At 63.6% G+C, this 26,763-nt stretch carries 28 protein-coding genes and 1 tRNA gene; 15 read left to right on the top strand and 14 right to left on the bottom strand.

What is annotated here, in order from left to right; all coding sequences use genetic code 11:
* Position 1: 1 nt before the first annotated feature.
* From rnc to FRF71_RS11360, 3 genes are all read left to right on the top strand, one after another.
* Positions 2-670 carry a ribonuclease III gene (gene rnc / locus FRF71_RS11370; protein ID WP_147090763.1) on the top strand — a complete coding sequence of 223 codons (669 nt, stop codon included), beginning with the start codon at positions 2-4 and terminating at the stop codon, positions 668-670.
* A gap of 41 nt (positions 671-711) precedes the next feature.
* Positions 712-1,620 (top strand): GTPase Era, encoded by a 909-nt coding sequence (gene era / locus FRF71_RS11365; RefSeq protein WP_147090762.1) that lies wholly within the window; start codon positions 712-714, stop codon positions 1,618-1,620.
* A gap of 77 nt (positions 1,621-1,697) precedes the next feature.
* Positions 1,698-2,417 carry a sterol desaturase family protein gene (locus FRF71_RS11360; RefSeq protein WP_147090761.1) on the top strand — a complete coding sequence of 240 codons (720 nt, stop codon included), beginning with the start codon at positions 1,698-1,700 and terminating at the stop codon, positions 2,415-2,417.
* On the opposite strand, the gene FRF71_RS11355 is transcribed toward FRF71_RS11360, so the two are convergent.
* The 4 genes from FRF71_RS11355 to topA form a co-directional block, all read right to left on the bottom strand.
* Positions 2,414-2,593, bottom strand: coding sequence for a hypothetical protein (locus tag FRF71_RS11355; protein WP_147090760.1), 180 nt, complete (start codon positions 2,591-2,593; stop codon positions 2,414-2,416). The two genes, FRF71_RS11360 and FRF71_RS11355, sit on opposite strands and share 4 nt — an antisense overlap.
* A 198-nt stretch (positions 2,594-2,791) precedes the next feature.
* Entirely contained in the window at positions 2,792-3,208 is a 417-nt protein-coding gene (locus FRF71_RS11350; protein ID WP_147090759.1) for a response regulator, read from the bottom strand.
* Between the two features lie 65 nt (positions 3,209-3,273).
* On the bottom strand, positions 3,274-3,537 hold the full coding sequence (locus FRF71_RS11345) for a hypothetical protein (RefSeq protein ID WP_238339209.1): 264 nt from the start codon (positions 3,535-3,537) through the stop codon (positions 3,274-3,276).
* A 78-nt stretch (positions 3,538-3,615) separates the two neighbouring features.
* Positions 3,616-6,147, bottom strand: coding sequence for a type I DNA topoisomerase (topA, locus tag FRF71_RS11340; protein WP_147090758.1), 2,532 nt, complete (start codon positions 6,145-6,147; stop codon positions 3,616-3,618).
* 78 nt (positions 6,148-6,225) lie between these two features.
* Between topA and FRF71_RS11335 the strand changes: the two genes are divergently transcribed.
* Complete coding sequence (locus FRF71_RS11335; RefSeq protein ID WP_147090757.1) at positions 6,226-6,786, top strand: hypothetical protein; 561 nt, start codon at positions 6,226-6,228, stop codon at positions 6,784-6,786.
* Here FRF71_RS11335 and FRF71_RS11330 read toward each other — a convergent pair.
* Genes FRF71_RS11330 through plsY form a run of 3 tightly spaced genes read right to left on the bottom strand, consistent with a single transcriptional unit; the run spans position 6,783 to position 8,807 of the window.
* Positions 6,783-7,133 carry a hypothetical protein gene (locus tag FRF71_RS11330; RefSeq protein ID WP_147090756.1) on the bottom strand — a complete coding sequence of 117 codons (351 nt, stop codon included), beginning with the start codon at positions 7,131-7,133 and terminating at the stop codon, positions 6,783-6,785. The two genes, FRF71_RS11335 and FRF71_RS11330, sit on opposite strands and share 4 nt — an antisense overlap.
* 10 nt (positions 7,134-7,143) lie before the next feature.
* Positions 7,144-8,226: a DNA-processing protein DprA gene (gene dprA / locus FRF71_RS11325; protein ID WP_147090755.1), complete on the bottom strand. Its 1,083-nt coding sequence runs from the start codon at positions 8,224-8,226 to the stop codon at positions 7,144-7,146.
* On the bottom strand, positions 8,226-8,807 hold the full coding sequence (plsY, locus tag FRF71_RS11320; protein ID WP_147090754.1) for a glycerol-3-phosphate 1-O-acyltransferase PlsY: 582 nt from the start codon (positions 8,805-8,807) through the stop codon (positions 8,226-8,228). Before plsY ends, dprA begins: the two co-directional genes overlap by 1 nt.
* A 75-nt stretch (positions 8,808-8,882) precedes the next feature.
* Here plsY and murI point away from each other — a divergent pair, with 75 nt between their 5' ends.
* From murI to hemA, 3 genes are all read left to right on the top strand, one after another.
* A complete protein-coding gene (gene murI / locus FRF71_RS11315; RefSeq protein WP_147090753.1) occupies positions 8,883-9,686 on the top strand; it encodes a glutamate racemase in 804 nt (267 codons plus the stop codon).
* Complete coding sequence (locus FRF71_RS11310) at positions 9,686-10,597, top strand: MBL fold metallo-hydrolase (protein WP_147090752.1); 912 nt, start codon at positions 9,686-9,688, stop codon at positions 10,595-10,597. Before murI ends, FRF71_RS11310 begins: the two co-directional genes overlap by 1 nt.
* Before the next feature lie 64 nt (positions 10,598-10,661).
* Positions 10,662-11,876 (top strand): 5-aminolevulinate synthase, encoded by a 1,215-nt coding sequence (gene hemA, locus FRF71_RS11305; protein ID WP_147090751.1) that lies wholly within the window; start codon positions 10,662-10,664, stop codon positions 11,874-11,876.
* A 76-nt stretch (positions 11,877-11,952) separates the two neighbouring features.
* Here hemA and FRF71_RS11300 read toward each other — a convergent pair whose 3' ends face one another.
* The 4 genes from FRF71_RS11300 to FRF71_RS11285 all read right to left on the bottom strand — a co-directional run bounded on the left by FRF71_RS11300 (position 11,953) and on the right by FRF71_RS11285 (position 16,963).
* Positions 11,953-13,143, bottom strand: coding sequence for a type III PLP-dependent enzyme (locus tag FRF71_RS11300; RefSeq protein ID WP_147090750.1), 1,191 nt, complete (start codon positions 13,141-13,143; stop codon positions 11,953-11,955).
* A 128-nt stretch (positions 13,144-13,271) separates the two neighbouring features.
* The gene (locus FRF71_RS11295) at positions 13,272-14,516 is read right to left on the bottom strand and encodes a serine hydrolase domain-containing protein (protein ID WP_147090749.1); all 1,245 of its coding nucleotides are present in this window, start codon (positions 14,514-14,516) and stop codon (positions 13,272-13,274) included.
* A gap of 36 nt (positions 14,517-14,552) precedes the next feature.
* Positions 14,553-15,752, bottom strand: coding sequence for a carboxynorspermidine decarboxylase (locus tag FRF71_RS11290; RefSeq protein WP_147090748.1), 1,200 nt, complete (start codon positions 15,750-15,752; stop codon positions 14,553-14,555).
* Positions 15,752-16,963: a saccharopine dehydrogenase family protein gene (locus tag FRF71_RS11285; RefSeq protein ID WP_147090747.1), complete on the bottom strand. Its 1,212-nt coding sequence runs from the start codon at positions 16,961-16,963 to the stop codon at positions 15,752-15,754. Before FRF71_RS11285 ends, FRF71_RS11290 begins: the two co-directional genes overlap by 1 nt.
* Before the next feature lie 49 nt (positions 16,964-17,012).
* Here FRF71_RS11285 and FRF71_RS11280 point away from each other — a divergent pair, with 49 nt between their 5' ends.
* From FRF71_RS11280 to FRF71_RS11270, 3 genes are all read left to right on the top strand, one after another.
* The gene (locus FRF71_RS11280; RefSeq protein WP_147090746.1) at positions 17,013-17,990 is read left to right on the top strand and encodes a threonine ammonia-lyase; all 978 of its coding nucleotides are present in this window, start codon (positions 17,013-17,015) and stop codon (positions 17,988-17,990) included.
* 71 nt (positions 17,991-18,061) lie between these two features.
* Positions 18,062-18,493 carry an MAPEG family protein gene (locus FRF71_RS11275; RefSeq protein ID WP_147090745.1) on the top strand — a complete coding sequence of 144 codons (432 nt, stop codon included), beginning with the start codon at positions 18,062-18,064 and terminating at the stop codon, positions 18,491-18,493.
* A gap of 16 nt (positions 18,494-18,509) precedes the next feature.
* Positions 18,510-18,947, top strand: a complete 438-nt coding sequence (locus FRF71_RS11270; RefSeq protein ID WP_147090744.1) for an MAPEG family protein — start codon at positions 18,510-18,512, stop codon at positions 18,945-18,947.
* A 50-nt stretch (positions 18,948-18,997) separates the two neighbouring features.
* On the opposite strand, the gene FRF71_RS11265 is transcribed toward FRF71_RS11270, so the two are convergent.
* On the bottom strand, positions 18,998-21,517 hold the full coding sequence (locus FRF71_RS11265; RefSeq protein ID WP_147090743.1) for a TonB-dependent receptor: 2,520 nt from the start codon (positions 21,515-21,517) through the stop codon (positions 18,998-19,000).
* A 220-nt stretch (positions 21,518-21,737) separates the two neighbouring features.
* Between FRF71_RS11265 and infA the strand changes: the two genes are divergently transcribed.
* The 5 genes from infA to FRF71_RS11240 all read left to right on the top strand — a co-directional run bounded on the left by infA (position 21,738) and on the right by FRF71_RS11240 (position 23,844).
* On the top strand, positions 21,738-21,986 hold the full coding sequence (infA, locus tag FRF71_RS11260; RefSeq protein ID WP_147090742.1) for a translation initiation factor IF-1: 249 nt from the start codon (positions 21,738-21,740) through the stop codon (positions 21,984-21,986).
* 9 nt (positions 21,987-21,995) lie between these two features.
* Entirely contained in the window at positions 21,996-22,574 is a 579-nt protein-coding gene (locus FRF71_RS11255) for a Maf family protein (protein ID WP_147090741.1), read from the top strand.
* Entirely contained in the window at positions 22,567-23,517 is a 951-nt protein-coding gene (locus tag FRF71_RS11250; RefSeq protein WP_147090740.1) for a ribonuclease E/G, read from the top strand. The genes FRF71_RS11255 and FRF71_RS11250 overlap by 8 nt, the downstream gene beginning before the upstream one ends.
* Positions 23,514-23,684, top strand: coding sequence for a DNA gyrase inhibitor YacG (yacG, locus tag FRF71_RS11245; protein ID WP_147090739.1), 171 nt, complete (start codon positions 23,514-23,516; stop codon positions 23,682-23,684). Before FRF71_RS11250 ends, yacG begins: the two co-directional genes overlap by 4 nt.
* Positions 23,685-23,768: 84 nt before the next feature.
* Positions 23,769-23,844 (top strand) — tRNA-Phe (locus tag FRF71_RS11240).
* Between the two features lie 36 nt (positions 23,845-23,880).
* On the opposite strand, the gene FRF71_RS11235 is transcribed toward FRF71_RS11240, so the two are convergent.
* Positions 23,881-25,158 (bottom strand): methyl-accepting chemotaxis protein, encoded by a 1,278-nt coding sequence (locus tag FRF71_RS11235; RefSeq protein WP_147090738.1) that lies wholly within the window; start codon positions 25,156-25,158, stop codon positions 23,881-23,883.
* Complete coding sequence (locus FRF71_RS11230; protein WP_147090737.1) at positions 25,155-26,723, bottom strand: putative bifunctional diguanylate cyclase/phosphodiesterase; 1,569 nt, start codon at positions 26,721-26,723, stop codon at positions 25,155-25,157. Before FRF71_RS11230 ends, FRF71_RS11235 begins: the two co-directional genes overlap by 4 nt.
* Between the last annotated feature and the right edge of the window lie 40 nt (positions 26,724-26,763).

The following is a 26,763-nucleotide window of genomic DNA, read 5'->3' as shown; positions in this document are numbered from 1 at the left end:
AATGCTGGCAGCCGAGACCCATGCTTTCCTGACCGGCCTGGCGGACCGCGAGCCAGTCGATGAAGGCCTGTGGCTTGAAGCTCTGACGCACGGCTCAACGGGGGCAGCGCGTGATTATCAGCGGCTGGAGTTTCTTGGTGACCGCGTGCTCGGCCTGGTCATTGCCGAATGGCTCCATGCCGCGGAGTCAGGTGACGAGGGCCGCCTTTCGCAGCGGCTCAACGCGCTTGTCTCACGCGCCACCTGCGCCCGGATCGCCCGGTCCATCGATCTTGGTGCCCACATCCGTCTGGGCAAGCAGGCGCGCGACGATGGCGGCGCTGACAGCGACAATATCCTGGGCGATGTGATGGAAGCGGTAATCGGGGCCAGCTTTGTCACCCACGGCTTTGATGCCACCCGCACCATGGTCCGCCGGCTCTGGGCCGATGCCGTCGGCGGCCAGACCGGCCAGCGCAAGCACCCCAAGTCCGCACTCCAGGAGTGGTGCGCAGGCAACCGCCGCAAGATGCCCGACTATCGCCTGGTCGAGCGAACCGGGCCGGATCATGCCGCGCGCTTCACCGTTGCTGTCAGCGTCCACGGCGTGGGTGAAGCGGAAGCGACTGCGGGCAGCAAGCAGGAAGCCGAAACCAAGGCCGCCGAAGCCTTCATGAAGCGGTTTGGGTAAGTCCTTCGACAATTTCCCCCGGCTCCGTTATGGCGCCCGCAATGACTGATATCGAAGCCCCCACCCGCTGCGGCCTGATTGCCGTGCTTGGCGCCCCCAATGCGGGCAAGTCCACCCTCGTGAATGCCCTGGTCGGCCAGAAGGTCGCGATCGTTTCGGCCAAGGCGCAGACCACCAGGGCGCGGCTGATGGGGATCGCGCTGGAAGGCAACGCCCAGATTATCCTCGCCGACACCCCCGGCCTGTTTGAGCCGCGCCGCCGGCTCGACCGGGCGATGGTGAATGCCGCCTGGGAAGGCGCGGCCGAAGCCGATGCGATCCTGCTGATCGTCGATGGCCGCAAAAAGAAGCTCGATTACCTCGAACCGATCCTGACCAGCCTGGCCGGTCGCCCGGAACGCAAGATCCTGGTGCTCAACAAGGTCGATGAAGTGGCCAAGGAGCCGCTGCTGGTCACCGCCCAGGCCCTGGCCGGCGAAGGCCAGTTCTCCGAAGTGTTCTTCATCTCGGCATTGACCGGCGACGGCGTGCCCGAACTCAAGACCCGCCTGGCCGAGCTGATGCCCGAGGGCCCCTGGCACTATCCCGAAGACCAGGTGTCGGATGCCAGCGAACGCCTGCTGGCCGCCGAAATCACCCGCGAACAGCTTTACCGCCAGCTCCACGACGAGCTGCCCTATGACAGCACGGTCCGACCCGAAAGCTACACCCAACGCAAGGACGGCTCGGTCGAGATCCACCAGCAGATCGTGATCGCCCGCGACAGCCAGAAGGGCATTGTCCTCGGCAAGGGCGGCGCGCGGCTGAAATCGATCGGGGAAGCGGCGCGCAAGGAACTGACCGACCTGCTCGGCACCAAGGTCCACCTCTTCCTCCACGTCAAGGTCGACGAGAAGTGGGGCGAGGACAAGGAAATCTACGAAGAGCTCGGACTGGAATGGGTGAAGTAAGGGCAGCATTTGCCCGATAGTCAAAGCTGGCTTAGTCTTCCTGCATCGGGGTCGCAGTTTCAGTGGGGAGACTGCCGATGGGTACATATCACTACATCGCGCTAGGCATGTTCGTGTTGCTGGCGCTGTTCGACTATTTCGGGCGCGGGCACGAACTGGCCGACGTGCCGCAATGGCGCTTGCTCGGCACAGTGTCCGCGCTCAGCTATTTCGCGATCATCACTTATGCCCCGCTGCTGTGGGACAGCCTGCTGGGCCAGTACCGTCTGATCCCGGCCGATACCTATCCGCTGTGGTTGCAGGTGATCGGCGGCCTCTTCGTCTATGAGCTGGGGGTCTATTGGTGGCACCGCACCATGCACAGCTTTGACTGGTTGTGGCGCCATACCCACCAGATGCATCACAGCGCTGAACGCGTCGATATCTGGGGGGCCTTCTGGTTCCATCCGCTCGATTCGATGGCCTGGGCCCTGCTCGGCTCGCTCTCGCTGGTCTGGATTGTGGGCGTATCAGCCGAGGCAGCGCTGATCATCAGTGCGATCGGCACTTTCCCGGCGATGTTCCAACACGTGAACATCAAGACGCCGCAATGGCTGGGCTACATCGTCCAGCGGCCGGAGAGCCATTCGATCCACCACCAACGCGGCGTCCATGCCTATAACTATGGCGATCTGCCGATCTTCGACATCCTGTTCGGCACCTTCCGCAATCCGAAGGACTGGCAGGAAGAAGCGGGCTTCCATCCCGGATCGACCCGGCAGATCGGCGAGATGCTGGCGTTCCGGAAGATCAGCTAGCGCAGCTTGACAATCCCGATCCCGTCGATCTTGGCGCGTTCCTTGGTCGATTCCTCGCTGCGGTTGAGCGCTTTGGCGATCTCTTTCAGCCCCTTGCCCTTGGCGGCAAGGGTACGCAGCTTGGCGACTTCGTCGCTCTTCCACGGCTGGCGGTGCTTGGTGAACTGTTCGGCCATCAAGCTGACCTAGCCCAAGTAGCGGCAGGCCCCCAGGATTTTCCTACCCGGCCCGAACGCGATAAACTGGTGGTCGCTCTTTGTAACGTTAATTCATGCACTTGTCGCGCTCGCCTATATGGCGCTGCGCGCGTGTTTCATCAACTAAAGTCCGGCGACTCCGCAGGGCTGCGTGGGTGCAGTGCGCGCAAGATGCGCTCAAATCGCGCCGATCGCCTGCAACTTGGCGCGCAAGGTCGCCTCGTCGAAAGGTTTGGTGACATATTCGTCCGCCCCGGCAGCAATGCCGCGGTGGATGTCATGCGCGCCAGACTTGCTGGTGCAGAACACCGCCTTGGCCTTCTCGTTGCCTCGGATCGCCCGGAACGAGGCGATGAATTCAATCCCGGTCATGATCGGCATGTCCCAATCGAGCAGGACCAGATCGGGCATCGACAGCTGGCAGCGGCCAAGCGCTTCCTGGCCATTCTCAGCCTCGGTCACGACATAGCCGAGTGCCTCGACGATCCGGCGCGAGACCTTTCGCACCACGCGCGAATCGTCGACGATCAGACAGTGGCGCTGGCGCGGTGCCTCAGGCTGCGGCTGTGGCACGGCGACCGGCGCCGATGGCATCTGGACCGGAGGAATAGCCGCGCGGCCCATCGCCGCAGGCTTAACCGGCTGGTGCGAGCGTTTGATCAGGTCGCGAATGGCACGACCTCCCCGCCAGCCACGCCCGGCAGCATCCCGCCAATTTCGCCAGCAGTGCGGCGGACATGGATATAGGGCATCCAGACATCGCCGAAATCGGCCTTCTGGTACCATACGTCGAGAACATCGTAGGAAGCCCAGAAGCCGTTCGGTTCCTGCAGCCGGATGCCTTCGCCGATGCGCGGCACAGAGGCGAAGCGCAGCCGCTCCTGGCTCTGGTAGGATTCGTTTTGGATTTCGATCTCGATCAAGGTCGCACTCCTCGAGGCCCGCCCCGCTCGAGGTAAGCAACAATCCTTTCCGAAATCCCAACGCTGCGACGACCTGCTTCAGCTCTTCTTGGCGGCCTTCTTTGCTGGTGCCTTCTTCTTGGCCGGAGCCTTCTTGCGACCGCCCTTCTTGGCTGGGCCCTTGGCAGCTTTTTCGGTGATCAGCGTAGCGGCTTCCTCAGCCGTCAGGGCCTCGGGCTGCTTGTCCCGCGGCAATGTCGCATTGGTCGTCCCGTCAGTGACATAAGGACCATAGCGACCCGCCATCAACTTCATCTCGCCGCCGCTTTCGGGGTGCGGACCGAAGGTTTTGAGCGGCTCGGCCACCGCGCGCGCACCGCGCCCACCCCCGCTCGCCGCCTCGGCCAACTTGGCTACGGCGCTGTTCATTCCGGTCTCGAAAATCTCGGCCGTGGAGCGCAGCTTCGCGTACTTGCCCTGGTGCGCCAGGTAGGGGCCATAGCGGCCGAGGCTGGCCGTGATCGGTTCGCCCGACTCGGGGTGATTGCCGATCGTGCGCGGCAGGCTGAGCAGCTTGACCGCCCAATCGAGATCAAGCTCGCCAATGTCCTTGGGGATCGAACTGCGCTTGGCTTCCTTGCCGCTGCCCATTTCGATGTACGGACCAAAGCGGCCAGCCTTGCGACTGATCGGCTCGCCAGTTTCGGGATGCTTGCCGATCTCGCCATCGGCCTCGCCACCATTGCCGCCGGGCTGGGCAAACTTGCGGGTAAACTTGCACTCCGGATAGTTCGAGCAGGCGACAAAGGCCCCGAACCGCCCGCCGCGCAGGGACAGGCGGCCATTGCCGCAGTTCGGGCACTTGCGCGGATCGCCGCCGTCTTCCTGGGCAGGGAACAGATAGTCGGCAAGGTACTCATCCAGCGCCTCGGTTACTTCGGACGGCTTCTGGCCCATCACTTCGTCCGACTTGGGCTTGAAGTCCTTCCAGAATGCGGCGAGCACGGCCTTCCATTCAGCCCGCCCGCCCGAGACATCGTCCAGCTCTTCTTCCATCCCGGCGGTGAAGTCATAGGCGACATAGCGCGGGAAGAAGCGTTCAAGGAACGCGGTGAGAAGGCGGCCGGATTCCTCTGCAAAGAAACGGTTTTTCTCGGTCCGGACGTAGTTGCGATCCTTGATCACCTGAATCGTCGCGGCATAGGTCGAAGGGCGGCCGATGCCGAGTTCTTCCAGCCGCTTGACTAGCGTTGCTTCGGAGTAGCGCGGCGGCGGCTGGGTGAAGTGCTGGCTGGCCTCAACCCCGCGCTTGGCCGGGCTGTCACCCTTGGCCATCACCGGCAGCAGGCCGCTGTCATCTTCGTCATCGCCGGGCTTCTGGTCGAGCGTTTCGTCATAGACAGCCAGGAAGCCGGGGAACTTTACGACCTGGCCCGTGGCGCGCAGTTCGTGTCTGCCGGTTCCGTCGCGCAGGGTAACGGTGGTGCGCTCGATCTGAGCACTGGCCATCTGGCTGGCAATCGCGCGCTTCCAGATCAGTTCGTAAAGCCGCGCCTCGTCGCCGCTGCCGAAGTGATCGCGGCCGAAATCGGTCGGCCGGATTGCTTCGTGGGCTTCCTGGGCATTCTTGGCCTTGGTTTCGTAATGGCGCGGCTTTTCTGGCAGGTAATGGCCATTGTTGTAGCGATCGCTGATCGCCTTGCGCGCCGCCGAAATGGCGCTGGGATCCATCTGCACCCCGTCGGTCCGCATGTAGGTGATTGCGCCGGCCTCATAGAGGTTCTGCGCCACCCGCATGGTATGCGCGGCGGCAAAGCCCAGCTTGCGCGCGGCTTCCATCTGTAGGGTGGAAGTGGTGAACGGCGGCCAGGGGTTGCGGCGGGTCGGCCTGGTCTCGACCTCCTCGACCCGGAAGGCTCCGCCCTCGACGGCAGCCTTGGCCCGCTCGGCGCTGCCTTGGTCGCCCAGGCTGAGCTTCTCCAGCTTCTCGCCATCGAACTTGACCAGGCGGGCGGTGAAGGCCGTCCCGTCATGCTCCAGCTGCGCGGCGACTGACCAGTATTCCTGCGGCCGGAACAGCTCGATCTCATGCTCACGCTGGCAGATCAAGCGGAGCGCAACCGACTGGACGCGGCCGGCGCTCTTGGCCCCGGGGAGCTTGCGCCACAGCACCGGCGAAAGCGTGAAGCCGAACAGGTAATCGAGCGCGCGGCGGGCCAGATAGGCATCAATCAGGTCATGATCCAGCTCGCGCGGCTGAGCCATGGCAGTGGTCACGGCTTCCTTGGTGATTGCATTGAAGGTTACGCGCTGGACGTCCTTCGGCAGCGCCTTGCGCTTGGCCAGCAGTTCCTGAACGTGCCACGAGATCGCCTCACCCTCGCGGTCAGGGTCGGTGGCCAGAATCAGGCGGTCGGCGGTCTTGGCCGCATCGGTGATCGCCTTCACCCGGCTCGCCTTGTCGCCATAGAGTTCCCAGTCCATCGCGAAGTCCTCGTCCGGGCGGACCGAGCCGTCCTTGGGCGGCAGATCGCGGATGTGGCCGTAGGAGGCGAGGACGGTGAAATCCTTGCCCAGATACTTCTCGATGGTCTTGGCCTTGGCCGGGGATTCTACGATGACAAGTTGCATGACGGGTGATTGCAATCCTTACGCGTATACGTACACGCGAGGGTGGCGGCCCTGCTGGCCCGCCGTCAAGGGGGATGAATGGTCCGGTTTTGGAGCATGATCGGGCTGGCGCTGGCGGTGGCACCGTCAAGCCTGACTGCGCAGACCACTCCGGCAGAACGGCTGGAGGGAGCCCTGCTGCCGGGCTATGTCGTCGCCTACAAAGCAGGTGATCAACAGCGTTCGATCCGCGAGGAAGTGCCGCAGGGCGAAAATGTGCAGCGCTGGTCGAGGATGATCACGACGCAGCGATTCGCCGGCATCGCTGCGCGTATTGGGGCGGCAGACTTCGCCCGGCTGATGACGCGCGGCGTGATCGGTTCCTGCCCCGGCGCGACGAGCAGCACCCCCACCGAGCTGACCGTTTCGGGCCGGCCCGCGGCGCAATTACGGGTCGATTGCCCGCAGGTCCCCGCGACCGGCAGGCCCGAGACCTTCGTCCTGCTTGTCGTGTCAGGCGAGCAGGACCTGCTGGCGCGCCAGGTTGCCTTCCGCAGTGTACCGACCGAAGACGACCTGCAATGGGCCGATGCCGTGCTGAGCGGCTCGGTCGTCTGCAGGAGCGGGGACATGGACCCGCCGTGTGATCGCAACGACTAGGGGGTTCGCCGCCAGGCCAGCCAGAAGCCCAGCCCCAGCGCCAGATCGATCGCGGCGAAGAAGGCCACGGGCGCGGCAACCGGATAGCCCTGGGCAAAGAGCGCCAGCGCGGGCAGCCCGAACACCAGCTTCTCGGCCACGGCGGGCAGCATCAGGGCGCGATACTTCACCGGATCTCCGCCAATGATCCAGAAAACTACCTGGAAGACGAGTGCCAGGCCGACAAACCCCAGAAATGTCTCGGCCATCACTGGCGGCAGCGGCGTTAGGTAGAGCGGCGCAAGGACAATAACGCCATAGATCGCCGCCCAGCGGAACATCCGGCGGGGAAAGACGAGTTCGGTCATGACTTGCTCCTCAGGTTCGGCTGACCCGTCCGCCGGCATGGCGAACCAGGGTGCCCGCGAGTTCCAGCTCAAGCAGGGCCAATTGTACGGCCCCGGTGGAAGCGCCACTCTGCCGGACCAGTTCGTCAACCGCGACCGGTGCCGTGGTCAGCAGGCTGGCAATGTCGGCCGGGTCATCTGCCGTCTCGGCAAGCTCCCAGTCCTTCGATGCTTCGCGCAGGACCAAGCGAGGCTGCCCCTGGAAGCTGGTCAGCAGTTCGATCACGTCCTCGGTGCGCTGAACCAGCGTGGCCCCATCGCGGATCAGCTGGTTGCAGCCCTGCGAGCGGCTGTCGAGCGGCGAACCGGGCACTGCCATCACCTCGCGCCCCGCCTCGCCAGCCAGCCGCGCGGTGATCAGCGAGCCGGACCTGGGTGCAGCCTCGACAATCAAGGTCCCGGCGGCAATTCCGGCGATGATCCGGTTGCGCGAAGGGAAGTGGCGCGCCAGCGGTTCGGTTCCTGGTGGCTGTTCGGCCAGCAAGAGGCCACGCATGGCAACCGCCTCCTGCAACTCGGCATGTTCGGGCGGATAGGCAATCTCGATCCCGCTGGCGATGACGCCAATCGTGCCGCTGGACAGGCTGGCCTGGTGCGCCGCGCCATCGATTCCGCGAGCCAGGCCCGAAACCACCACATAGCCCGCCTCGGCCAGTTCCCCAGCGAACATCCGCGCCAACTTTACGGCCGCCGCAGAAGCATTGCGCGCGCCGACAATGGCCACGCAAGGCTTTTGCGCGAGGTCGGCATCACCTCGACAGGTGAGGATCGGCGGCGCGCCGTCAAGTTCGGCCAGCAGCGGCGGATAGTCTGGCGAATCGTGGAACAGATAGCGCGCGCCCGCCGCCCGGACGGCCTGCACCTCCACCGAAACGCGTTCCTCGCTTGCCGGGCGATAGCCACCACTGCCTTTAACCAGGTCCGGCAGAGCCGCTATCGCCAACTCTGCGGTGCCAAAGCGGCGCAGCAACTGCCGATAGGACACCGGCCCGACGTTGGGCGAACGCAGCAGGCGGATCCGGGCAAATGCCTCCGCCTGACTGAGCGCCTCCATCAGCCCTTGCCGCCCACGCGCGGTTCGGTCCCCGCTAGCAGCCGCTGGATATTGCCGCGATGGAGAATCAGTACGAGCACCGCAATGCCAGCAAGCACCAGTGCATAATCGAGCTTGCCGATCCACCAGGCCGCAATCGGCGCAACGATCGCGGCGGTCATGCCGGCTAGGGATGAAATCCGCAAAACCGCCAGCAACCCTAGCCAGGTTACAGCGTAAGCCAGGCCAATCGGCCAGGCCAGGCCCAGCGAGGCGCCCATCATCGAAGCAACGCCCTTCCCGCCCTTGAACCGCAGCCAGACCGGAAAGCAATGGCCAAGGATCGCGCCAAGCGCGGCCAGAGCCTCATGCCCCGGCCAGAAGTGGCGGACGAGCAGGACGGCGGCCAGCGCCTTGAGCAAATCGAGCAGCAGGGTAGCCGCTGCGATGCCCTTGCGCCCAGTGCGCAGCACGTTGGTGGCACCGATATTGCCCGAGCCGATGTTTCTGAGGTCACCCGCGCCGGAAAGACTGGTCAGGATAAGCCCGAAAGGGATCGACCCAAGCGCATAGCCCAGCCCGAGTGCAACCAGGTTTTCCATCCGAACGATCCCTTCCCTTTACCAACTGATCGTAGCTACAAGGGTGGCACACCGGCAAGACCGGCCCGGGGGGATATGTCCGAAATCGATCCTGCTTCGCCCTTGCTCCTGTTCGATTCCGGGGTCGGCGGGCTGTCGGTCCTGTCCGAGGTACGCACGCTTTTGCCCGATGCGCCGGTGATCTACGCGGCTGACAACGGTGGCCTGCCCTATGGCCCCAAGACTGAGGCCGAGGTCGCGGCAAGGGTCTGCGGCCTGCTTGGGCGGATGGCCGAACGCTATCGCCCGCGGCTGGTCTGCATCGCCTGCAACACCGCCTCCACCATCGCCCTTGGCATGGTCCGAGACGTGCTGGAAATCCCGATCGTCGGCACCGTCCCTGCGATCAAACCGGCGGCCGAACAAACCCGCAGCGGAACCTTTGGCCTGCTGGGCACGGCCGCAACGATCCGCCAGCCTTATGTGGACCGGCTGGAGGCCGAATTTGCGCAAGGCAAGCAGCTGCTGCGCGCCGCCGCGCCGGAGCTTGTCGCTGCGGCGGAGGCCAAGCTGCGCGGCGAACCCGTCGATCCGGCTGTCTACCTGCCCGCCGCAGCCGCACTGCGCGATCAGCCCGCCGGCGCGGCGATCGATACCGTCGTTCTGGCCTGCACGCACTTTCCGCTGGTCGAGGCGGAACTTGCCGCAGCCTTCGGACCAGGGGTCAGCTTCGTTCACGGTGCGGCAGGCATTGCCCGCCGCATTGCGCGCCTCTGCGAAGGCCAGCCAATGCAACGCGTGCAGCCTGACTTTGCCCTGTTCACCCGCGATGAGCTGGGGCTTTCCGCCCTCGCCCCGGCCTTGGCCAGCTATGGCCTTGCCGGCATGGAGCAGTTGTGATGCGCCGCAAAATCAACCTGACATTGCTAATCCTGGTCCTGCTGATCGGTGTGCCGTACTATTGGCTGTTGCTCGACAACCGGCCAGGCAATGCCCAGGCCAAGCCGATATCGATCGCGCAATTGCGGGAACTGTCGGGTTCAGTGCCTGGCCAAGCGCCCAAGGCAATCGAGCTGGAACTGACCGCCCACCGCCTGGTCCCCCGCACGCTGTTTGCAGCCGGCAATGGCTTGAAGCGGGCCGTGATCGGGGTGATGGCCTGGCGGCTGCCAGTGGAGGGCGGAAAGCCGATCGTGATCGATACGGGTCTGAACGCGATCGATGCCAAGGCCATGGGCATGGCCGAGTTCTGGCCCGAGCGGCAGGCCAAGGTCGAACGCGCGATGGACGAGGCCGGACTAATCCTCGCTACCCATGAGCATCCCGATCATCTCGGCGCGTTGGCGCGCAAGGGCGGCGCGGCGCTGGCCAGCGTGGCTCGGCTCAATGCCGGGCAAGTCCCGCCGTCTTCCTATGCGGCAAGCCTGGCATGGTCGGAAAAGCCGCCCCAACCGAGCCTGGCTGCCGAGGGTCTGCAAGCCGTCGCGCCCGGCGTAGTGGTGATTCCCGCGCCCAGCCACACGCCAGGCTCGCAGATGATCTACGTGCGCCTTGCTGATGGCCGCGAAGTCCTTTTCGCGGGAGATATCGCGACAATGGCGGCCAGCTGGCAGGAATTGCGTGCCCGTTCGCGCCTGGTCGGGGACTACCTTGCGCCTGAAAACCGCAGTGAGGTCTTTGCTTGGCTTCGGACGATTCGCGCGCTCAAGAAAGAGGCGCCGGGGCTGCTGGTGATCCCAGGGCATGATTTCGAATGGTTGATCCAGGACAAGGCGGCAAAGGCGGTGGTTCGCATAGGGTTCCGACAATAAGTCGCTGGCGCGGGGGCCCCGCATGAGCTAGAGGCGCCCCGAAAGCAGGAAGCGGAACCCGCTAGTGAACTACGATCAGATTTTCGACCAGGCGATTGACCGGCTGCATTCGGAAGGCCGCTATCGGGTGTTCATCGACATCCTGCGCAACAAGGGCGCTTATCCCAACGCCCGCTGCTTTGCCGGGCACAATGGCCCCAAGCCGATCACCGTGTGGTGCTCCAACGACTATCTCGCCATGGGCCAGCATCCGACCGTGATCAGCGCGATGGAAGAGGCGCTGCACGATGTCGGCGCCGGATCGGGCGGCACCCGCAATATCGGCGGCAACACCCATTACCATGTCGATCTGGAGCGCGAACTGGCCGACCTGCACGGCAAGGACGGCGCGCTGCTGTTCACCTCGGGCTATGTCTCGAACGATGCCACGCTGTCGACGCTCGCCAAGATCCTGCCGGGCTGCGTGATCTTTTCGGACGAATTGAACCACGCCAGCATGATCGCCGGCATTCGCAATTCGGGCGCTGAAAAGAAGGTGTTTCGGCACAACGATGTCGCACACCTGGAAGAGCTGCTGGCCGAAACTGACCCCGCCCTGCCCAAGCTGATCGCCTTCGAAAGCGTCTATTCGATGGACGGCGATGTCGCCCCGATCCACGCGATCTGCGACCTGGCGGACAAGTACAATGCGCTGACCTATATCGACGAGGTCCACGCCGTCGGCATGTACGGCGCGCGCGGTGGCGGCATTTCCGAGCGTGACGAAGCGGCAAGCCGCATCACCATCATCGAAGGGACGCTGGGCAAGGCTTTTGGCGTGATGGGGGGCTATATCGCGGCCGATTCGAAGATCATCGATGTGATCCGCTCCTACGCGCCCGGCTTCATTTTCACGACCTCGCTCTCGCCGGTGCTGGTTGCCGGCGTGCTCGCCTCGGTCCGCCACCTCAAGCAGTCGAGCATTGAGCGCGAAGGCCAGCAGGCCGCCGCCGCCTTCCTCAAGCGCTCGTTTGCCGAGGCTGGCCTGCCGGTCATGCCCAGCACCACCCATATCGTGCCGCTGATGGTCGGCGATCCGGTCCGCGCCAAGCAGATCAGCGACATCCTGCTGGCCGAATACGGCGTCTATGTGCAGCCGATCAACTTCCCGACCGTGCCGCGCGGCACCGAGCGCCTGCGCTTCACCCCTGGCCCCGCCCACACCGAGGCCATGATGCAGGAACTCACCGAAGCCCTGGTCGAAATCTGGGAACGCCTGGAGCTTAAGTTGGCAGCTTAAGCCAAGCTATTCGGATACAGAAAGGGCGGCCCCACGTCGGTGAGGCCGCCCTTCTTGCTTGAAGTCGGGGTCCCGCTCAACGCAGGCTGACGACGTTGTCACTCTGGCGCGGATCAGCCCGGTCGCCGCGATAAAGGCTCGCCATCGGCTCGTCGGTCGCGCCGATTGCCTGAGCCTGGCCAAATCCGTTGAACGCGGTTTTCATGGCCGCGCCGTAAGCACCCAGCATGCCGATCTCGATATAGTCACCGGCCTTGATATCAGCTGGTAACTGGAACGGGCCTTCCATGTAGTCGGCATCGTCACAGGTCGGGCCATAGAAGGCAAAGCCCTCTCCGCCTTCGCTGCGGCCTTCAGTCAGGCACTGCACCGGGAAACGCCAGCCGACATGGGCAGCGTCATAAAGCGCGCCATAGGCCCCGTCGTTGATGTAAAGCTCATTCCCGCGGCGCTTTTCAACGCGCACGATCAGCGAATTGTATTCGGCGCAAAGCGCGCGGCCGGGTTCGCACCACAGTTCGGACGAATAGGACACCGGCAGCGATTCCGCTGCGCGGTGAATCACGCCGAAATAGTCTTCCAGCGGCGGCGGTTCCATGCCCGGATAGACCGAGGGGAAGCCCCCGCCGACATCGATAATGTCGATAGTGACCGAGGCATCGACGATTGCCGCGCGAACTCGCTCCATTGCCTGAACATAGGCAAACGGCGTCATCGCCTGGCTACCGACATGGAAGCAGATGCCAAGGCTATCGGCCACCTGACGGGCAGCCTGGAGCAGCGGCGCGGCATCGGCCAGGTCCACCCCGAACTTGGAAGCAAGGCTCAGCTCCGAATAGTCGGATGAAACGCGCAGGCGGACACAGAGCGAGAGGTCGGAGGCGTTCTCGGTCGCCTCGACGATCTTCTCGAGCTCCTCCTGCGAATCCAGGCTGAACACACGCACGCCATGCTGCCGATAAGCCTCGGCAATGGCGCCGGGGGTCTTCACCGGATGCATGAAGCACAGCACGGCCTCGGGCAGCGTGGCCCGAACGAGCCGCACCTCGGTAATCGAAGCAACGTCAAAATGGGTCACGCCGGCGTCCCACAGGACCTTGAGCAGATCCGGCGAGGGATTGGCCTTCACCGCATAGAGCGACTTGCCCGGGAACTTCTCAACAAAGAAGCGGGCAGCGCGCGTGGCGGCGTGCGGGCGGTTCAGGATGACCGGTTCTTCGGGCGCGAGCGCGCGAACTACGGACAGAGCGTCAGGATACTGGTGCAACTCAAGGGACCCCCAATAGGCCTACCGGCCAGGTAACACGAAGACGAGGCTGCCTTGCGGTTATTGGAAGTCCCCTTGGGGCAGCGGGGGCGGGCTATAAAGATTCGCGCCTTAATCGCAAGTGAAAATCACCCCCTTGCAAGGTGCTCCGCAACGGCCCGGAAGGCAGGCAGTGAAGTGGGATCAAAGGCGGTGTTGGCGGCGATTGGATGCGAACCGAACCGAGCGATGACAACCTCAGCTGCTGGGTCGACATAGATGGCCTGACCGTGGATCCCGCGGGCTGAAAAAGCGCCGTCATTTCCGGGCATTATCCACCATTGCCGGGTGTAGGAGCCGTCCTTCAGCCACTGGTATCCGGCCGGTGCGAAGGCCGCTTTGCTGCCCCCTGCCTTGACCGCTGCGACCACTTCGCGCGCAATGATCTGCCCGCCATTGCCGTACCCATCGCAGCGCATCGCTTCGCCGAATCGCGCCATGTCCCGCAGTACGGGATTAAGTCCCCCGCCAGCAAAGGGCATTCCGGTCGAATCGATCAGGAAATCGGCGTCCTGCTCCATGCCCAGCGGCGCCCAGATTCGCTCTGATAACACCTGATCGATTCGCTTACCTTCGGTCCGGGCGACGATCCAGCCCAGCACTTCGGTATTGCAGGTGCGGTAAGTGAAACGCTCGCCATGCCCACCGCTTTTGCTGATCGTTGGCAGGAAGGCATAGACATCACCAGGGCCGGCGTATCCCGGTGCCCGCGGCGTCAGTCCAAGCGCGTTGCTCATTGCACCGATGCCCGAACTTGGATCGGTGTATTCCTCCGAGAAGTCGAGTGCAGTGGTCATGTCCATGACCTGGGCCAGCGTTGCATCGGCAAAGCCGCTGCCGGCCATTTCAGGTAGCAGGTCTGCAATTGGCGCCTGCGGATCGAGCCGCCCTTCCCCGATCAGCATCTCCGCCAGAGTACCAACGAAGCTCTTGGTCACCGAAAAGGCTATGTGCGGCGTATCCTGCCGCGTGGCACCCAGGTAGCGCTCGTAAACGATCGTGCCCCGATGCAGCACCAGCACGGCATCGGTGAAATTGACGGCTAGCGATTCTGCCCAGGTCAGCTCTCGCCCGTCATCCATCGCTTTGAAGGTGATTGCATCGATGTCGTCGCGCAGCGCCGCAGGCAGTTGCCAGATCGAGCCGGTACCGCGCGAGACGCGCGCAGTTGGCAGGAACTCACGCATGCGCGAATAGGCATAGCGATGGGTCGGAAAACGCATGTGATCCGCCCGCGCCCAGGCCAGCCGCTTGTCCGGCGCGGGCGGTAGCCCCTCCATCCAGCCCATGGTGACGGGGTCGGACGAATGGGCATCGAGGATCTTATCGGGCACTGCGCTCTCCGGCTTTGTTATGCCGGGGACTGTGCCTCAGGAAAGGCGGTCGCGGAAGTCCTCGTAGTCAAACCGCTTCACGCACTCGAGTTGGTCGGTCTCGCTGTCCCACAGCCAGATCGAGGGTAGCGGCACGCCATTGAAGGTTGTGGTCTTGACCATCGAATAGTGCGCCTGGTCGAGGAAGGCGAAGCGCTGGCCAACCTGCGGCCCCTGTGCGAAGCGGTAGTCGCCGATTACGTCGCCTGCCAGGCACGAAGGCCCGCCCAGCCGCACGGCCCCGCCTGCACCCTCGTCGACCTCAGTCGCGACCTGCGGCAGTTCACCCAGCATCGCCGGTCGATACGGAGCCTCGATCACATCGGGCATGTGGCAGGTCGCGGAAATGTCGACGATCGCAACCGGCATCCCGTTCTCGCCAAGATCGAGCACGGTCCCGACAAGGATCCCGGCGTCGAGCGCCACGGCCTCGCCCGGCTCAAGATAGACCTCCGCCCCGGTATCGTCCTTCAGGTCCTGCAGGAATTCGACCAGCTCGTCGCGCTGGTAATCGGCCCGGGTGATATGGTGCCCGCCGCCCAGGTTGATCCACTTGATCTCACCAAAGTAGGGTTCAAGGTAATCGAAAGCCACGTCCCAGGTCCGCTTCAACGGCTCCAGATCCTGCTCGCACAGGGTGTGCATGTGAATCCCGTCGACCAGCGCCATGTGCTCCGCCGTCAGCTGGTCAATCGGGAAGCCCAGCCGCGAGTGCGGCGCGCAGGGATCATAACGCGGCACCTCGCCTTCGGGATGCAGCGGATTGATCCGCAGGCCGATGTCGAAGCTTTCGCCCCTCGCCCGCGCCGCCTCGATGATCGCCGAGCAGCGCACGATCTGCAGCGGCGAATTGAAGATCACATGGTCTGAGAGGCGCAGGATCTCATCCAGGTCCTCCGGCTTGTAGGCAGCGCAATAGGTTGCGATCTCGCCGTCGTAGAACTCGGAGGCCAGCCGCGCTTCCCACAGGCCTGACGTACAGACGCCGTCGAGATATTCACCCACGATCGGCGCGACCGACCACATCGAGAACGCCTTGAGCGCAGCCAGCACCTTGATCCCGGCGCGGTCGCGGACATCGGCCAGGATCGACAGGTTCTGCCGCAGGCGGGCCGCATCGACGACGAAGGCAGGGCTATCAACCCGCGCCAGGTCAAACTGGGCAAAGGCCCCGGGATCGCCAGCCCTGGTTTCCATCAGAAGTCCAGCGGCCCGGCCAGTTCCTTGACCTGCCAAGGCAGACCCTGGGTGTTCAGCATGTCCATGTAGGGATCGGGATCCATCTGCTCCATGTTGAACACGCCCTCGCCGCGCCAGGTACCGGTCAGCATCATCGCCGCGCCGATCATTGCCGGAACGCCGGTGGTATAGCTGATCGCCTGGTTCCCGGTTTCGTGGAACGCTTCTTCGTGATCGCAGATGTTGTAGATGTAATAGGTCTTCTCACCCGAGCCATCGAGCGCCATGCCGGTGGCGATATCGCCGATGTTGGTCTTGCCGGTGGTGGTCGGACCCAGCGTTTCGGGCTTGGGCAGCACGGCCGCCAGGAACTGCAGCGGCACGATCTCCTTGCCCTGGTACAGGATCGGTTCGATGCCGGTCATGCCGACATTCTGAAGCACAGTCAGGTGGTTGATATAGGCATCGCCAAAGGTCATCCAGAAACGGCCGCGCTCCAGCTCGGGCAGGAACTTGGCCAGGCTTTCGAGCTCCTCATGGTACATCAGGTACATGTTCTTGGGGCCGACAGCTTCGAAATCGAAGTTCTGACGGATCGTCATGGCCGGGGTCTCGACCCACTCACCCTGGTTCCAGTGACGCGCCGGGGCGGTCACTTCGCGGATGTTGATTTCCGGATTGAAGTTGGTGGCAAAGGCCTGGCCGTGATCGCCGCCGTTGCAATCAAGGATGTCGAGCGTGCGGATGGTCTTGAGCTTGTGCTTCTTCAGCCACATCGCGAAGACCGAAGTGACGCCCGGATCGAAGCCCGAGCCGAGCAGCGCCATCAGGCCCTTTTCCTTGAAGCGGTCCTGATAGGCCCACTGCCACTTGTATTCGAACTTGGCCTCGTCCTTCGGCTCATAGTTCGCGGTGTCGAGGTAATCGACCCCGGCAGCCAGACAGGCGTCCATGATTGGCAGGTCCTGGTAAGGCAGCGCCAGGTTGACCACCAGCTTGGGGCCGATCTGCTGGATCAGTCGGGTCAGCGCGGGCACTTCCTCGGCATCGATCTCATAGGTCGAGACGGTAACGCCGGTGCGTTCCTTGACCGAGGCGGCAATGGAATCACACTTTGACTTGGTGCGGCTGGCCAGGTGGATTTCGCTGAAAATCCCGGCGTTCATCGCCATCTTGTGGACGCAGACCGAACTAACCCCGCCCGCACCGATCACCAGAACCTTGCTCACCTTCATCTCTCCTTTGCGAGGCGCGAAGGCGCGCATATAGGCTGGTTTTATGACGACACAACCGATGCGCGCTCCGACCAGCCAAGGCGTGGCTCGCGCCGCCGCCAAGATCGCTGAACTGCTGGCCCAGACACCACTCCTCGAGACTGAGGTCAACGGGGCAAAAGTGTGGTGCAAGGCCGATAGCTTGCAGCCGATCGGCTCCTTCAAGATCCGCGGGGCGTGGCACCGGCTGTCAGACCTTACGGAAGTGGAACGCCAGCGCGGTGTCGTCGGCGTATCGAGCGGCAACCATGCTCAGGGAGTCGCTTGGGCGGCACAGCGGCTTGGCATTCCGGCGACGATCGTCATGCCGGTCGACGCTCCGGCAGTGAAGCTTGCGGCGACCAGGGCCATGGGAGCCAATGTCGTGCTTTATGACCGACCTGGCGGCGAGGACCGCGATGCCGTGGCCCAGCGGCTGATCGACCAGTCAGGAGCAACCCTGGTTCATGCCTATGGCGATCCTTGGGTAATCGAGGGCCAAGGCTCCGCCGGAATTGAGATCGCTACGCAGATGCAGGCGCGCGGGCTGGCGGGCCCGACCCGGATCGTGGCCTGTTGCGGCGGCGGCGGATTGACCGCAGGCCTGGCCCTCGCCTGCCCGGATGCGGAGATCGTGCCGGTTGAACCCGAAGGCTGGGACGATGTTGCCCGCAGCCTTGCGACTGGGGAGATTCAACGTGTCGCCAAGGATGCACCGCCAACAGACTGCGATGCGCTGCAGACCCCGGCAACCTGGCCCATCAACTTCGCAATCCTCAAGCAGCGGTGCGCTTACGGCCTCTCGGTCACTCCAGCAGAAGTGCGCGCGGCGCAGCGTTTTGCCTTTGCCAGGCTGCATCTGGTGCTGGAGCCGGGCGGCGCGGCGGCGCTCGCGGCAGCGCTGGCCGGCAAGGTTCCGCTTGATGGGCGCACGGCCATCATGCTGACCGGCAGCAACACCGATCCTGCCAGCTTTACCAAGGTGCTCAGCAGCAACGATTAGTTGCATTTGACAATCGGTTTCGGCCGGAACAACCTGCTGTCCTTGCGTTCAATCGAACGAAGGGGGAGAAAATGCAGGCTCAGATACTGGCTCCAGCCGCCGTGCTGGTACTGTGGACAATCGTCATGCTGTTCTGGATGGCCGGTACCAGGCTGCCGGCCTTGGCCAAAGGCGGCGGCCTGGGAGCAGCCAAGCCCGGAGGTCGCGGACAGGATCTTGAAGGGGTGATCCCGGACCAGATCAACTGGAAGTCACACAATTACACCCACCTGATGGAGCAGCCGACGCTGTTCTATGCCACAGTGGCGATCCTGGCGATCATGGGCCCGGTGGAGCACGACGTGCTGTTCGCCTGGGCCTATGTCGCGCTGCGGATCATCCATTCGATCTGGCAGGCAACGGTCAACAAGGTGCCCGTGCGCTTCACGCTGTTCCTGCTATCGACATTGTGCCTGCTGATGCTGGCGCTTCACGCCGCCAAGCTGACGCTAATGACGGCCTAACGGGGGAGAGAATACAATGATTGGTATGGAAATACTGAAGCCAGTGGCTGTTCTGGCTGGCTGGACCATGGTCATGTGGCTGTGGATGTACGTCACCCGCATCCCGGCAATGGGCAAGGCCAAGATTGACACCAAGAACCTGGTTGGCGGGACGGGCCAATCGCTCGACCAGGTGCTGCCATCAAACGTCCAGTGGATCGCCCACAACTATAACCACCTGCACGAAGCGCCGACGGTGTTCTATGCCGTGGCACTGGCGCTGGCCTTGATTGGCCAGGGTGACGGTCTGAACGGTCAGATCGCCTGGGCCTATGTTGGCCTGCGCATTGCCCACTCGATCGTTCAGGCAGTCTGGAACCGGGTGATGGTCCGCTTCCTGCTGTTTGCCCTGTCGAGCCTGGCTCTGATGGCACTTTCGCTGCACCTGATCCTGGCGGTGTTCCACTCCGCCTGACCTGAGGCTGCCCCGACCTGTCGCTGCTGGTCGGGGCACCTCACATTGCATCAGAACATCTTGCGGAACTCGATCTCGATCAGCCGGCCGCGCGGGTCAATCAGATCGGCCTGATAACCAATCGGCACGGCACCGGTCCCATCGGTCACCTTCTGGCGGCTGTCGAACAGGTTCTCGAACCGCAGCGAGACTTGCGAGCCCTTGAAGAACGGGGCCTTCTTGACCAGTCCTTGCTGCTGGCCAAGCGCGGCAAAGAAATTGATGTTCATCCGCGTCACGCTGCCAAAGCGCAGGTTGGTCGCGCCGGTAAGTCGCGAAGGGCTGGTCCAGGTGCCATTGAAGAAGGTGCCGAAACCGCTCTTGAACAGCCCGCCGTTGAATTCGACCGTATGACGCGGCGAGCCGGTTGACGACAGCAAGTCTCCACCCAGCAGATCGAGCACCGGAACGCCCGGCGCGATCAGCACCTGGCTGTCGAACTGCGCGGTATGGAACACGCCCAGGCTCCAGCGGCCGGGACCGCGTCCGCCGCCCATCATCGCCATCATGCCGCCGCCTCCACCGCCGCGGCCTGCTCCGCCGCCCTGCGGACGGGGTCCGGGCGGAGGACCACCGGCGCCGGCAGGACGCTGCGGCGGACCACCCATCATACCCATAAAGCCGCCGCCCGCCGGGGCCTTGCCGAGTTGCCCTGAAACGTTGAGGCCCCAGCGCAGACGCGAGGCGCGCTGCTCGGCAAAGGTCACCGGCCGCTGATCGACCGAGACCAGACGCCCGCTGACATCGCGGGTCACTCGTCCAGGGAATGCGGCTTCAATCTCTGGCGTCAGCAGCGGGAAGCTGGCCGTGACATCATTTGAGCGATTGCGGAAGTATTCGACCACCACGCTCGAGTTCTGCAAGAACGGCAACTGCCAATTGGCCCCGAACTTCAAGTCACGCTGCTGCTCCTTGCGGAGCGCCGGATTGCCGCCGCTGATGACCGTTGCCAGCACGGTTTCGCCGCGTACCAGATCGAAGATCGGCACGTTCAGGGTGGTAGCGATCGGATTGCCGAGTTCGGAAAGCCCCGGTGCCTGCTCGTTGACAAGGTAACTGGCGTTCAGGCTCAACTTCTCGAACTTGAACGGCGACCAGGTTAGGCCCGCACTCCAGTCCATGACAGCGCCGAAATCGGACAGGTGATCCCAACCCACACTGAAATTCAGCGAGAAGTCACCCAGCCCCGCACCATAATTCTCGCGGCGGCTGGTGATCGGCACCCCCACGTTGGCACCGGCGGTAAAGCGGTTGCGGTTTAGGTTGACCTTGCCAACCGCGCTGCGGGTATCCTCGGTATCGAACGACAGGAAGGTGAAGCCGGTTCGCAAGGTGGCCGCAACTTCACCGCCGGGCAGCCGTGCCGGACGGCCGATCAGCGTAACCAGGCCATCCAGCCGATCGGAATTGGACAGGGCCAGATCCTGCCCGGCATTGGCGACCGCCGGCAAAGGCCCGGTAATGGACAATGTTCCAGCTGCGGCCGCCGCCACCAGCGCCGCTGTGTTGGCGCGGCGATCAATGGCCGTGCGGTTTTCGGTGTGATTGCCATCCAGCGTGGCATTGAGCTGCCAATTGCCAAGCCTGGTATTCATGGCAGCCCCACCCTGCGCCGAGGTGGTGCGGGTGGTCCGTTCCAGCGGATCGTCAAGCGCGCGGATTGCGGTTGCACCGCCAGGTGCGGCCAGCACAACGAGATCAAGCCCCGAGTTACGCCGACTGTCTGTTCGCGTAAGGTTGCCGTTCAGGCTGAAGTTACCGCCCAGCCCATCCTTGCCAAGGCCCTGCGCAAAGGAAGTGTTGAGGCTAAGCTCGCGACTGTCGGCAATCAGCGAGCGGAATTCGGCCGGATTGGGATCGGTGGATACGGTGGGGACCGAGCCAGCGGTCTGTATGACCCTGCGCTCGGCCTCGGTCAGCTCGGAGCTGTCATCGATCCGGGCGGTTACGCTGAAACGCTTGGGACCGTTGATGCGCAGCGCGGTCGCTTCAACCTCATAGGTCTGAAAACCGCCACGGGTGGGAAAGCCAGTCTCGGCCTCGATCGTTTTTGAAGAGAAGTTGTCCTTGAGGATCATGTTGACGACACGCGTGTTGGCCGGAAAGCCAAATCGCAGCGCCACTTCTTCAGGCAGGATCTCGACCCGGCGGATCGCTTCTTGCGGGAAATTGCGCATTTCGCGGAAGTTGCCGATCCGCTGCCCGTTGATTAGGACCACCGGCGGCCCCGAAACACGCCCTCGGCCAGAGCCGGTCTGCGGAGCAAGTTGGGTCAGGACATCGGCCAGGGTTGTCGCGCCCAGTGCCTGGATATCCTTTTCGTCCAGCACGGCAATCGGCGGACTGGGACTTTCGACCTGGCCACGAATCCGCTCTGCCACCACCAGAATTTCGCTCCCGTGGCGTTCGGTATCACCTTGCTCGGCGTCCTGCGTTGCAGGCGGCGTAGCTTGCGTTTCACTTTCAACGGTAGCCAGCGCCGGAGCAGCAAACAGGGCCAGCGGAAGCGGAAGGAGGGACAAGCTGCGCATTAATACTCCGTGATCGCTAGAAAAATACGATCTGGTGTCCCCGCCCGGCATCGCAAATGGTCTGTTGCTTCGGTAATGGCAAGACATTCCAAGGTAACATTATGTCGCAACTCGACGAACGGTGAACACAGTGGGATCAGCGCCGAAGGCTTTCCTTTTTAACCTTCCGTCGCTATGGCGCGCCGCAATGTCGGCGAACAACAACGGAATCTAGGCCCGGATGGCGAAAGAAGAACTCCTCGAAATGCGCGGGACGGTGGTCGAACTGCTGCCGAACGCGATGTTCCGCGTCCGCCTGGAGAACGATCACGAGATCCTGGGTCATACTGCAGGCAAGATGCGCAAAAACCGCATCCGTGTGCTGGTAGGCGACGAAGTCCTGGTTGAGCTGACCCCTTACGATCTGACCAAGGGTCGCATCACCTATCGCTTCATGCCTGGCCGCGGCGGCCCCGGCCAGTTCGGCTAAGACCTGCGGGTGACCGCGCCAAGCCTGGTTCTGGCCTCGTCCTCACCGCGCCGCCGCGACCTGCTCGCCCGGATCGGGGTGACACCGACCCGGATATCCAGTCCAGACATCGATGAATCGCCGCTAAAGGGCGAACTGCCGCGGGCCTATGCGCTGCGCTTGGCCCAGGCCAAGGCTGCAGCGGTTGCGCGCGCGCCGGATGAGATCGTGCTGGCCGGGGATACGACCGTGGCTCTTGGGCGCCGGATCCTGCCTCCGGCCGAGGACGAGCAAACGCAGCGAAAATTGCTCGGCCTGCTATCGGGCCGGCGCCACAGCTGCATCTCTGCGATCTGCGTGATCGACCGTATGGGTACCGCTCGTACCCGGATGGTCGAGACAGTCGTTGCCTTCAAGCGGCTCTCGGAGGCCGAGGTTGAGGCCTATGTCGCCAGCGGTGAGGGCTTGGGCAAGGCCGGTGGATACGCCATTCAGGGCCGCGCCGAAGCGCTGATCCGGTTCGTCGCCGGCAGCCATTCGGGCGTGATCGGCTTGCCGCTGTTCGAAACGCGCGCATTGCTGCTGGCAGCGGGTTACCCCCTTGGCTGAATGGCAAGTCGAACACGGGATCGGCGAGACCCGCGCGATTCTGGTCGACGGCGGTGAGGTGCTGGCCGCGCGGCTCGATTGGCCGGGCGGCCTGGCCGCAGGGCTGGTTGAAGACGCCGTTCTGATCACCCGCGCTGCTGGTTCGCGCCGTGGCACGGCCCGGTTTGCGAACGGCGAAGAGGCGCTAGTCGACCAATTGCCGCAGGACGCCTGTGAGGGCGCACCGATCCGGCTCAAGATCTTGCGTTCGGCCATGGCCGAGGCGGGCCGTCTGAAGCGCGCCCAGGCCCGTCCGACGAAGGATGCGCCCTGCCTTGCTCTCGGACCCGCCGGCCGCGTTGTCGGGTCCTTTTCAGAGGGCCTGTGGGAAGACGCCTGGACCGACGCCTGGCACGGCCAGATCGCGTTCGCGGGGGGCACGCTTACCGTCACCCCGACGCCAGCCATGACCGTTATCGATGTCGATGGTGACTTGCCGGCTCGCGCCCTGGCGCTCGCGGCTGTTCCGCAACTCGCCAGTGCTATTCGGCGGTTGGATCTGGCCGGATCGATCGCGATCGATTTTCCCACGCTATCCGATAAGGCTGATCGCCACGCGGTCGATGTTGCGCTGGCAGCGGCGCTGTCAGGCTGGCCGCATGAGCGCACTGCGATGAGCGGCTTTGGCTTAGTCCAGCTGGTTGCCCGGCTTGAGCGCCCATCGCTGTTGCACCGACTGGCCACTAACCGCGCCGGTGCGGCCGCGCGGATGCTGCTTCGTCGGGCTGAATTGGTGCGCGAGCCAGGCCATGTAGTGCTGCTGACTGCGCATCCTGCGGTGAGGGCTGCCATGAATGGCGACTGGCTTGACCAGCTTACTCGGCGGACTGGCCGGACGATCCGCTGGCAAGACGATGCCAGCCTTGCGCTCGACGGCGGTTTCGCTCAGGCGCTGCAAGCATGACCGGTCCCGTCGTCCGCAAGTGTCCACTCTGTGGCAAGCCCCGCAGCGCTGAGCATGCTCCGTTCTGCTCGACCCGCTGCAAGGACCGCGACCTGATGCGGTGGCTTGACGATGGCTATGCCCTGCCCGGCCCGCCGGCCCTCGATGAGGAAGAAGGAAAGGCCTGAAAGGCTCTTGCCAAGCCGCCTTCGCTTCGCCATAGGCGCGCTTCCTGACGCGAAGCGACCGTTATGGTCACTTCAGGATGCGTTGCCCGGATAGCTCAGTTGGTAGAGCAGCGGATTGAAAATCCGCGTGTCGGTGGTTCGAATCCGCCTCCGGGCACCACTCCCCCACAGCGCTGAACCAAACGGCCTTCCCGTGTCAGGCCGCCTTGCGCACGTGATTGAGAAAATCGTCGACCTGGCTGCGCAGCGCGGCTGACTGGTGCTTGAGTTCGCTTGACGAGGTCAGCACCTGGGCGGCTGCGGCGCCGGTCGCGATCGAACCGGTACGGACCTGGCCGATCGAGCTCGACACCCGCTCGGTGCTGCGGGCTGCGATATCGATGCTGCGCGCCAGATCCTTGCCTGCCGCCGACTGCTGATCGACCGCTGCGGCGATCGAAACCGAGGTCACTTCGAGATCGCTGATCTGGCGGGCAATCGACTTGAGCGAGTTCACGCTGAGGCTGGTGTCTTCCTGGATCTTCTGGATCTGCACCGCAACGCGCTCGGTTGCTTTGGCAGTCTGGGCCGCCAGTTCCTTGACCTCGGCCGCGACAACCGCAAAGCCGCGCCCGGCTTCGCCGCCGCGCGCCGCCTCGATCGAGGCATTCAGCGCCAGGAGGTTGGTTCGCTGGGCAATCGAGGAGATCAGTTCAACAATCTGCCCGACTTCCGCAGCCGATTCCGCCAGAGCACCGATCTTGGCATCGGCTTGGCGAGTTGAATCGGCAGCCTTGCGGGCCAGTTCGGCCGAGCCTGAGGCCTGCCGGCTGATCTCATTGATCGAAAGCGAGAACTCGTCGGTAGCGGCAGCGGCCGCGGTCACGCCGGCAGCGGCGCTATCCATGGCTTCGGCTACGGTGCCCGACTGATTGGCCGAGACCTCGGCAGTCTGCGCCATGGCCGTCGCTGTGGATTCAAGCTGCGATGAAGCCGCGGCTACGCCGTTGACAATATCGCTGATCTGCCGTTCGAAGCGGGCCGCAAGCTCGGTCAGCTGGCGATCGTGGAGTTCCTGCTGGCGCTGACCGTCTTCGCGGAGTTCCTGCAGCAGAAACGAAGCCTTCTTGGCCTTTTCCAGCGAGCGGCTCATTTGGCCGATCTCATCCTCACGCTCGGTATGACGAATCTCCAGATCGTAGTTCCCGTTCGCGATCTTGTTCATGCCGTCGGTCAAGTCTTCGAACGGCTTGATCACGTTTTCGGTGACATATTTGCCCATGGAGAAACCATAGATCACGCTCAACGCCGCCACAGTCAGCGGCAATGCGATCATGCCCCAGTGCGCGCCCATGCTCACCAAAGTGCCAGCGCAGATCCCGCCGACTGTCACGGTCACCACGTTAGAAGCGATGATCAGCACCCGCAGCTTGGCGGCCACCGTGAGATTGACAAACCAGCTCTTGGCTTGGGCATTGGTAGGCATTTCACTCATCCTAGCTTCTTTGCAGCGATCGGTCGCACGGGAAGGTGTTCAATCTTGGCAAGCTGCTCATTCTGTATCGCCAGTTGCCGTTCCAGGTCGGCTGCCGGAACGGCCTTCGAATAGAGCCAGCCCTGCATCTGGTCACAGCCGGCATTGCGGGCCAGCGAGGCTTGCAATTCGGTCTCGATCCCCTCGGCCGTCACTTGCATGCCGAGCGCCTTGGCCATCTCGACGCTGGACGACATCACTGTCCGGGTGGCGCTATCTCCCGCCGCATCAACGATCAGCGAGCGATCAAGCTTGAGCTTTTCGAAGCGGAACCGGCGCAGGAAGCCGATCGAGGCATAGCCGGTGCCATAATCGTCAAGGACGATCCCGACCCCGAAGTCGCGCAGCATTTCAAGGTTGCGGCCGGCCACCAGCGGGTCGCCGACCAGGAAGGTCTCAGTCAGCTCGAGCTCCAGCCGTTCGGCCGGGAAGCCCGTCTCTTCCAGAATTTGGCCCAATTGCAGAGGGAACTGGGTGTTGCGCAGCTGAGCGACCGATACGTTCACCGAGACCTTGATCCCGTGCCAATCACGCGCGTCGCGGCAGGCACGGCGCAGAACCCACAGGCCGATCGCTTCGATCAGGCCAGTTTCCTCTGCAATCGGAATGAACTTATCGGGGCCGATCCGCATGCCATCGGGACGCTCCCACCGCAGCAGCGCCTCGACCGCCGAGACCCGTCCAGTGGTGCAGTCGATCAGGGGCTGGTAGTGTACTTGCAGCTCCTCCCGATCGAGCGCAGCGCGAAGATCCAGGTCAATCGCTTGATGCTCTGCCCGATCACGGTCGAAATCCTCGTTGAACCAGGTCAATCGTCCCTTGCCGCGCGCCTTGGCCACGCTCGTCGCCACGTCGGCCTGGCGCAGGAGGTTCGACGAGCTTGCCCCGCGCCCCGGTTGAGCACGCGCAAGACCAATACTCGCGCCAAGTCCGATCGCCCGATGCTCCACCATCAACGGGCTCGCCAATCGCGCTAGAACGCGTCGGCAGATTCCTTCAAGAATGTTGCCAGCAAGCGGCCCCTTGGCAACGATGGCAAATTCGTCGCCGCCAAGCCGATAGGCGCGCGCACTGTCGCCGCACAGATCGACCAGGACTTCGGCAAAGGCCTTCACGGTCCGATCGCCGATCGAATGGCCATAGAAATCGTTCACCAGCTTGAAGCCGTCGAGATCGATTAGGGCGATGGCCAGTTCGGCATCATCAGCCTCTTCATTTGCGCTTTCGGCATGGAGCGCGCGGCGGTTTGGCAAGTCGCAAAGACTGTCGGTCAAGGCGAGGCGTTCAAGCCGCCGACGCTCCTGCCATTCGCGGCTGACGTAGCTAATGGCAGCGGCACAGTAGAGCACGATGCCGGCCAGCAGCACGACCCCGTTCCAGGCCCGGCTGGCGCCGCCGGTACGCTCGGCCACCAGCATTGCCACGAGAATGGCTGTTGGCACACCGAATAGCAGCGCCAATCGCCACGAAACGGCAATCTCGGTAAATCGACGCAAGGCACCGCCCCCAGTGGATAGAACGTTCATCTAGGCCGGTTACGGTTAAGATGGTGCTAACCGCCGGTAA

Origin of the sequence: Novosphingobium ginsenosidimutans (assembly GCF_007954425.1) — a bacterium.
Taxonomy (GTDB): domain Bacteria; phylum Pseudomonadota; class Alphaproteobacteria; order Sphingomonadales; family Sphingomonadaceae; genus Novosphingobium; species Novosphingobium ginsenosidimutans.
This window is presented reverse-complemented; position numbering and strand designations above follow the sequence as displayed.

Bases quoted from the DNA above. Each gene is read 5' to 3' on its own strand.
- rnc (WP_147090763.1), top strand. From the start codon at position 2: ATGCTGGCAGCCGAGACCCATGCTTTCCTGACCGGCCTGGCGGACCGC.
- era (WP_147090762.1), top strand. From the start codon at position 712: ATGACTGATATCGAAGCCCCCACCCGCTGCGGCCTGATTGCCGTGCTT.
- FRF71_RS11360 (WP_147090761.1), top strand. From the start codon at position 1,698: ATGGGTACATATCACTACATCGCGCTAGGCATGTTCGTGTTGCTGGCG.
- FRF71_RS11355 (WP_147090760.1), bottom strand. From the start codon at position 2,593: ATGGCCGAACAGTTCACCAAGCACCGCCAGCCGTGGAAGAGCGACGAA.
- FRF71_RS11350 (WP_147090759.1), bottom strand. From the start codon at position 3,208: ATGCCATCGGCGCCGGTCGCCGTGCCACAGCCGCAGCCTGAGGCACCG.
- topA (WP_147090758.1), bottom strand. From the start codon at position 6,147: ATGCAACTTGTCATCGTAGAATCCCCGGCCAAGGCCAAGACCATCGAG.
- FRF71_RS11335 (WP_147090757.1), top strand. From the start codon at position 6,226: ATGGTCCGGTTTTGGAGCATGATCGGGCTGGCGCTGGCGGTGGCACCG.
- FRF71_RS11330 (WP_147090756.1), bottom strand. From the start codon at position 7,133: ATGACCGAACTCGTCTTTCCCCGCCGGATGTTCCGCTGGGCGGCGATC.
- dprA (WP_147090755.1), bottom strand. From the start codon at position 8,226: ATGGAGGCGCTCAGTCAGGCGGAGGCATTTGCCCGGATCCGCCTGCTG.
- plsY (WP_147090754.1), bottom strand. From the start codon at position 8,807: ATGGAAAACCTGGTTGCACTCGGGCTGGGCTATGCGCTTGGGTCGATC.
- murI (WP_147090753.1), top strand. From the start codon at position 8,883: ATGTCCGAAATCGATCCTGCTTCGCCCTTGCTCCTGTTCGATTCCGGG.
- FRF71_RS11310 (WP_147090752.1), top strand. From the start codon at position 9,686: ATGCGCCGCAAAATCAACCTGACATTGCTAATCCTGGTCCTGCTGATC.
- FRF71_RS11290 (WP_147090748.1), bottom strand. From the start codon at position 15,752: ATGGAAACCAGGGCTGGCGATCCCGGGGCCTTTGCCCAGTTTGACCTG.
- FRF71_RS11280 (WP_147090746.1), top strand. From the start codon at position 17,013: ATGACGACACAACCGATGCGCGCTCCGACCAGCCAAGGCGTGGCTCGC.
- FRF71_RS11275 (WP_147090745.1), top strand. From the start codon at position 18,062: ATGCAGGCTCAGATACTGGCTCCAGCCGCCGTGCTGGTACTGTGGACA.
- FRF71_RS11270 (WP_147090744.1), top strand. From the start codon at position 18,510: ATGATTGGTATGGAAATACTGAAGCCAGTGGCTGTTCTGGCTGGCTGG.
- FRF71_RS11265 (WP_147090743.1), bottom strand. From the start codon at position 21,517: ATGCGCAGCTTGTCCCTCCTTCCGCTTCCGCTGGCCCTGTTTGCTGCT.
- infA (WP_147090742.1), top strand. From the start codon at position 21,738: ATGGCGAAAGAAGAACTCCTCGAAATGCGCGGGACGGTGGTCGAACTG.
- yacG (WP_147090739.1), top strand. From the start codon at position 23,514: ATGACCGGTCCCGTCGTCCGCAAGTGTCCACTCTGTGGCAAGCCCCGC.
- FRF71_RS11235 (WP_147090738.1), bottom strand. From the start codon at position 25,158: ATGAGTGAAATGCCTACCAATGCCCAAGCCAAGAGCTGGTTTGTCAAT.
- FRF71_RS11230 (WP_147090737.1), bottom strand. From the start codon at position 26,723: ATGAACGTTCTATCCACTGGGGGCGGTGCCTTGCGTCGATTTACCGAG.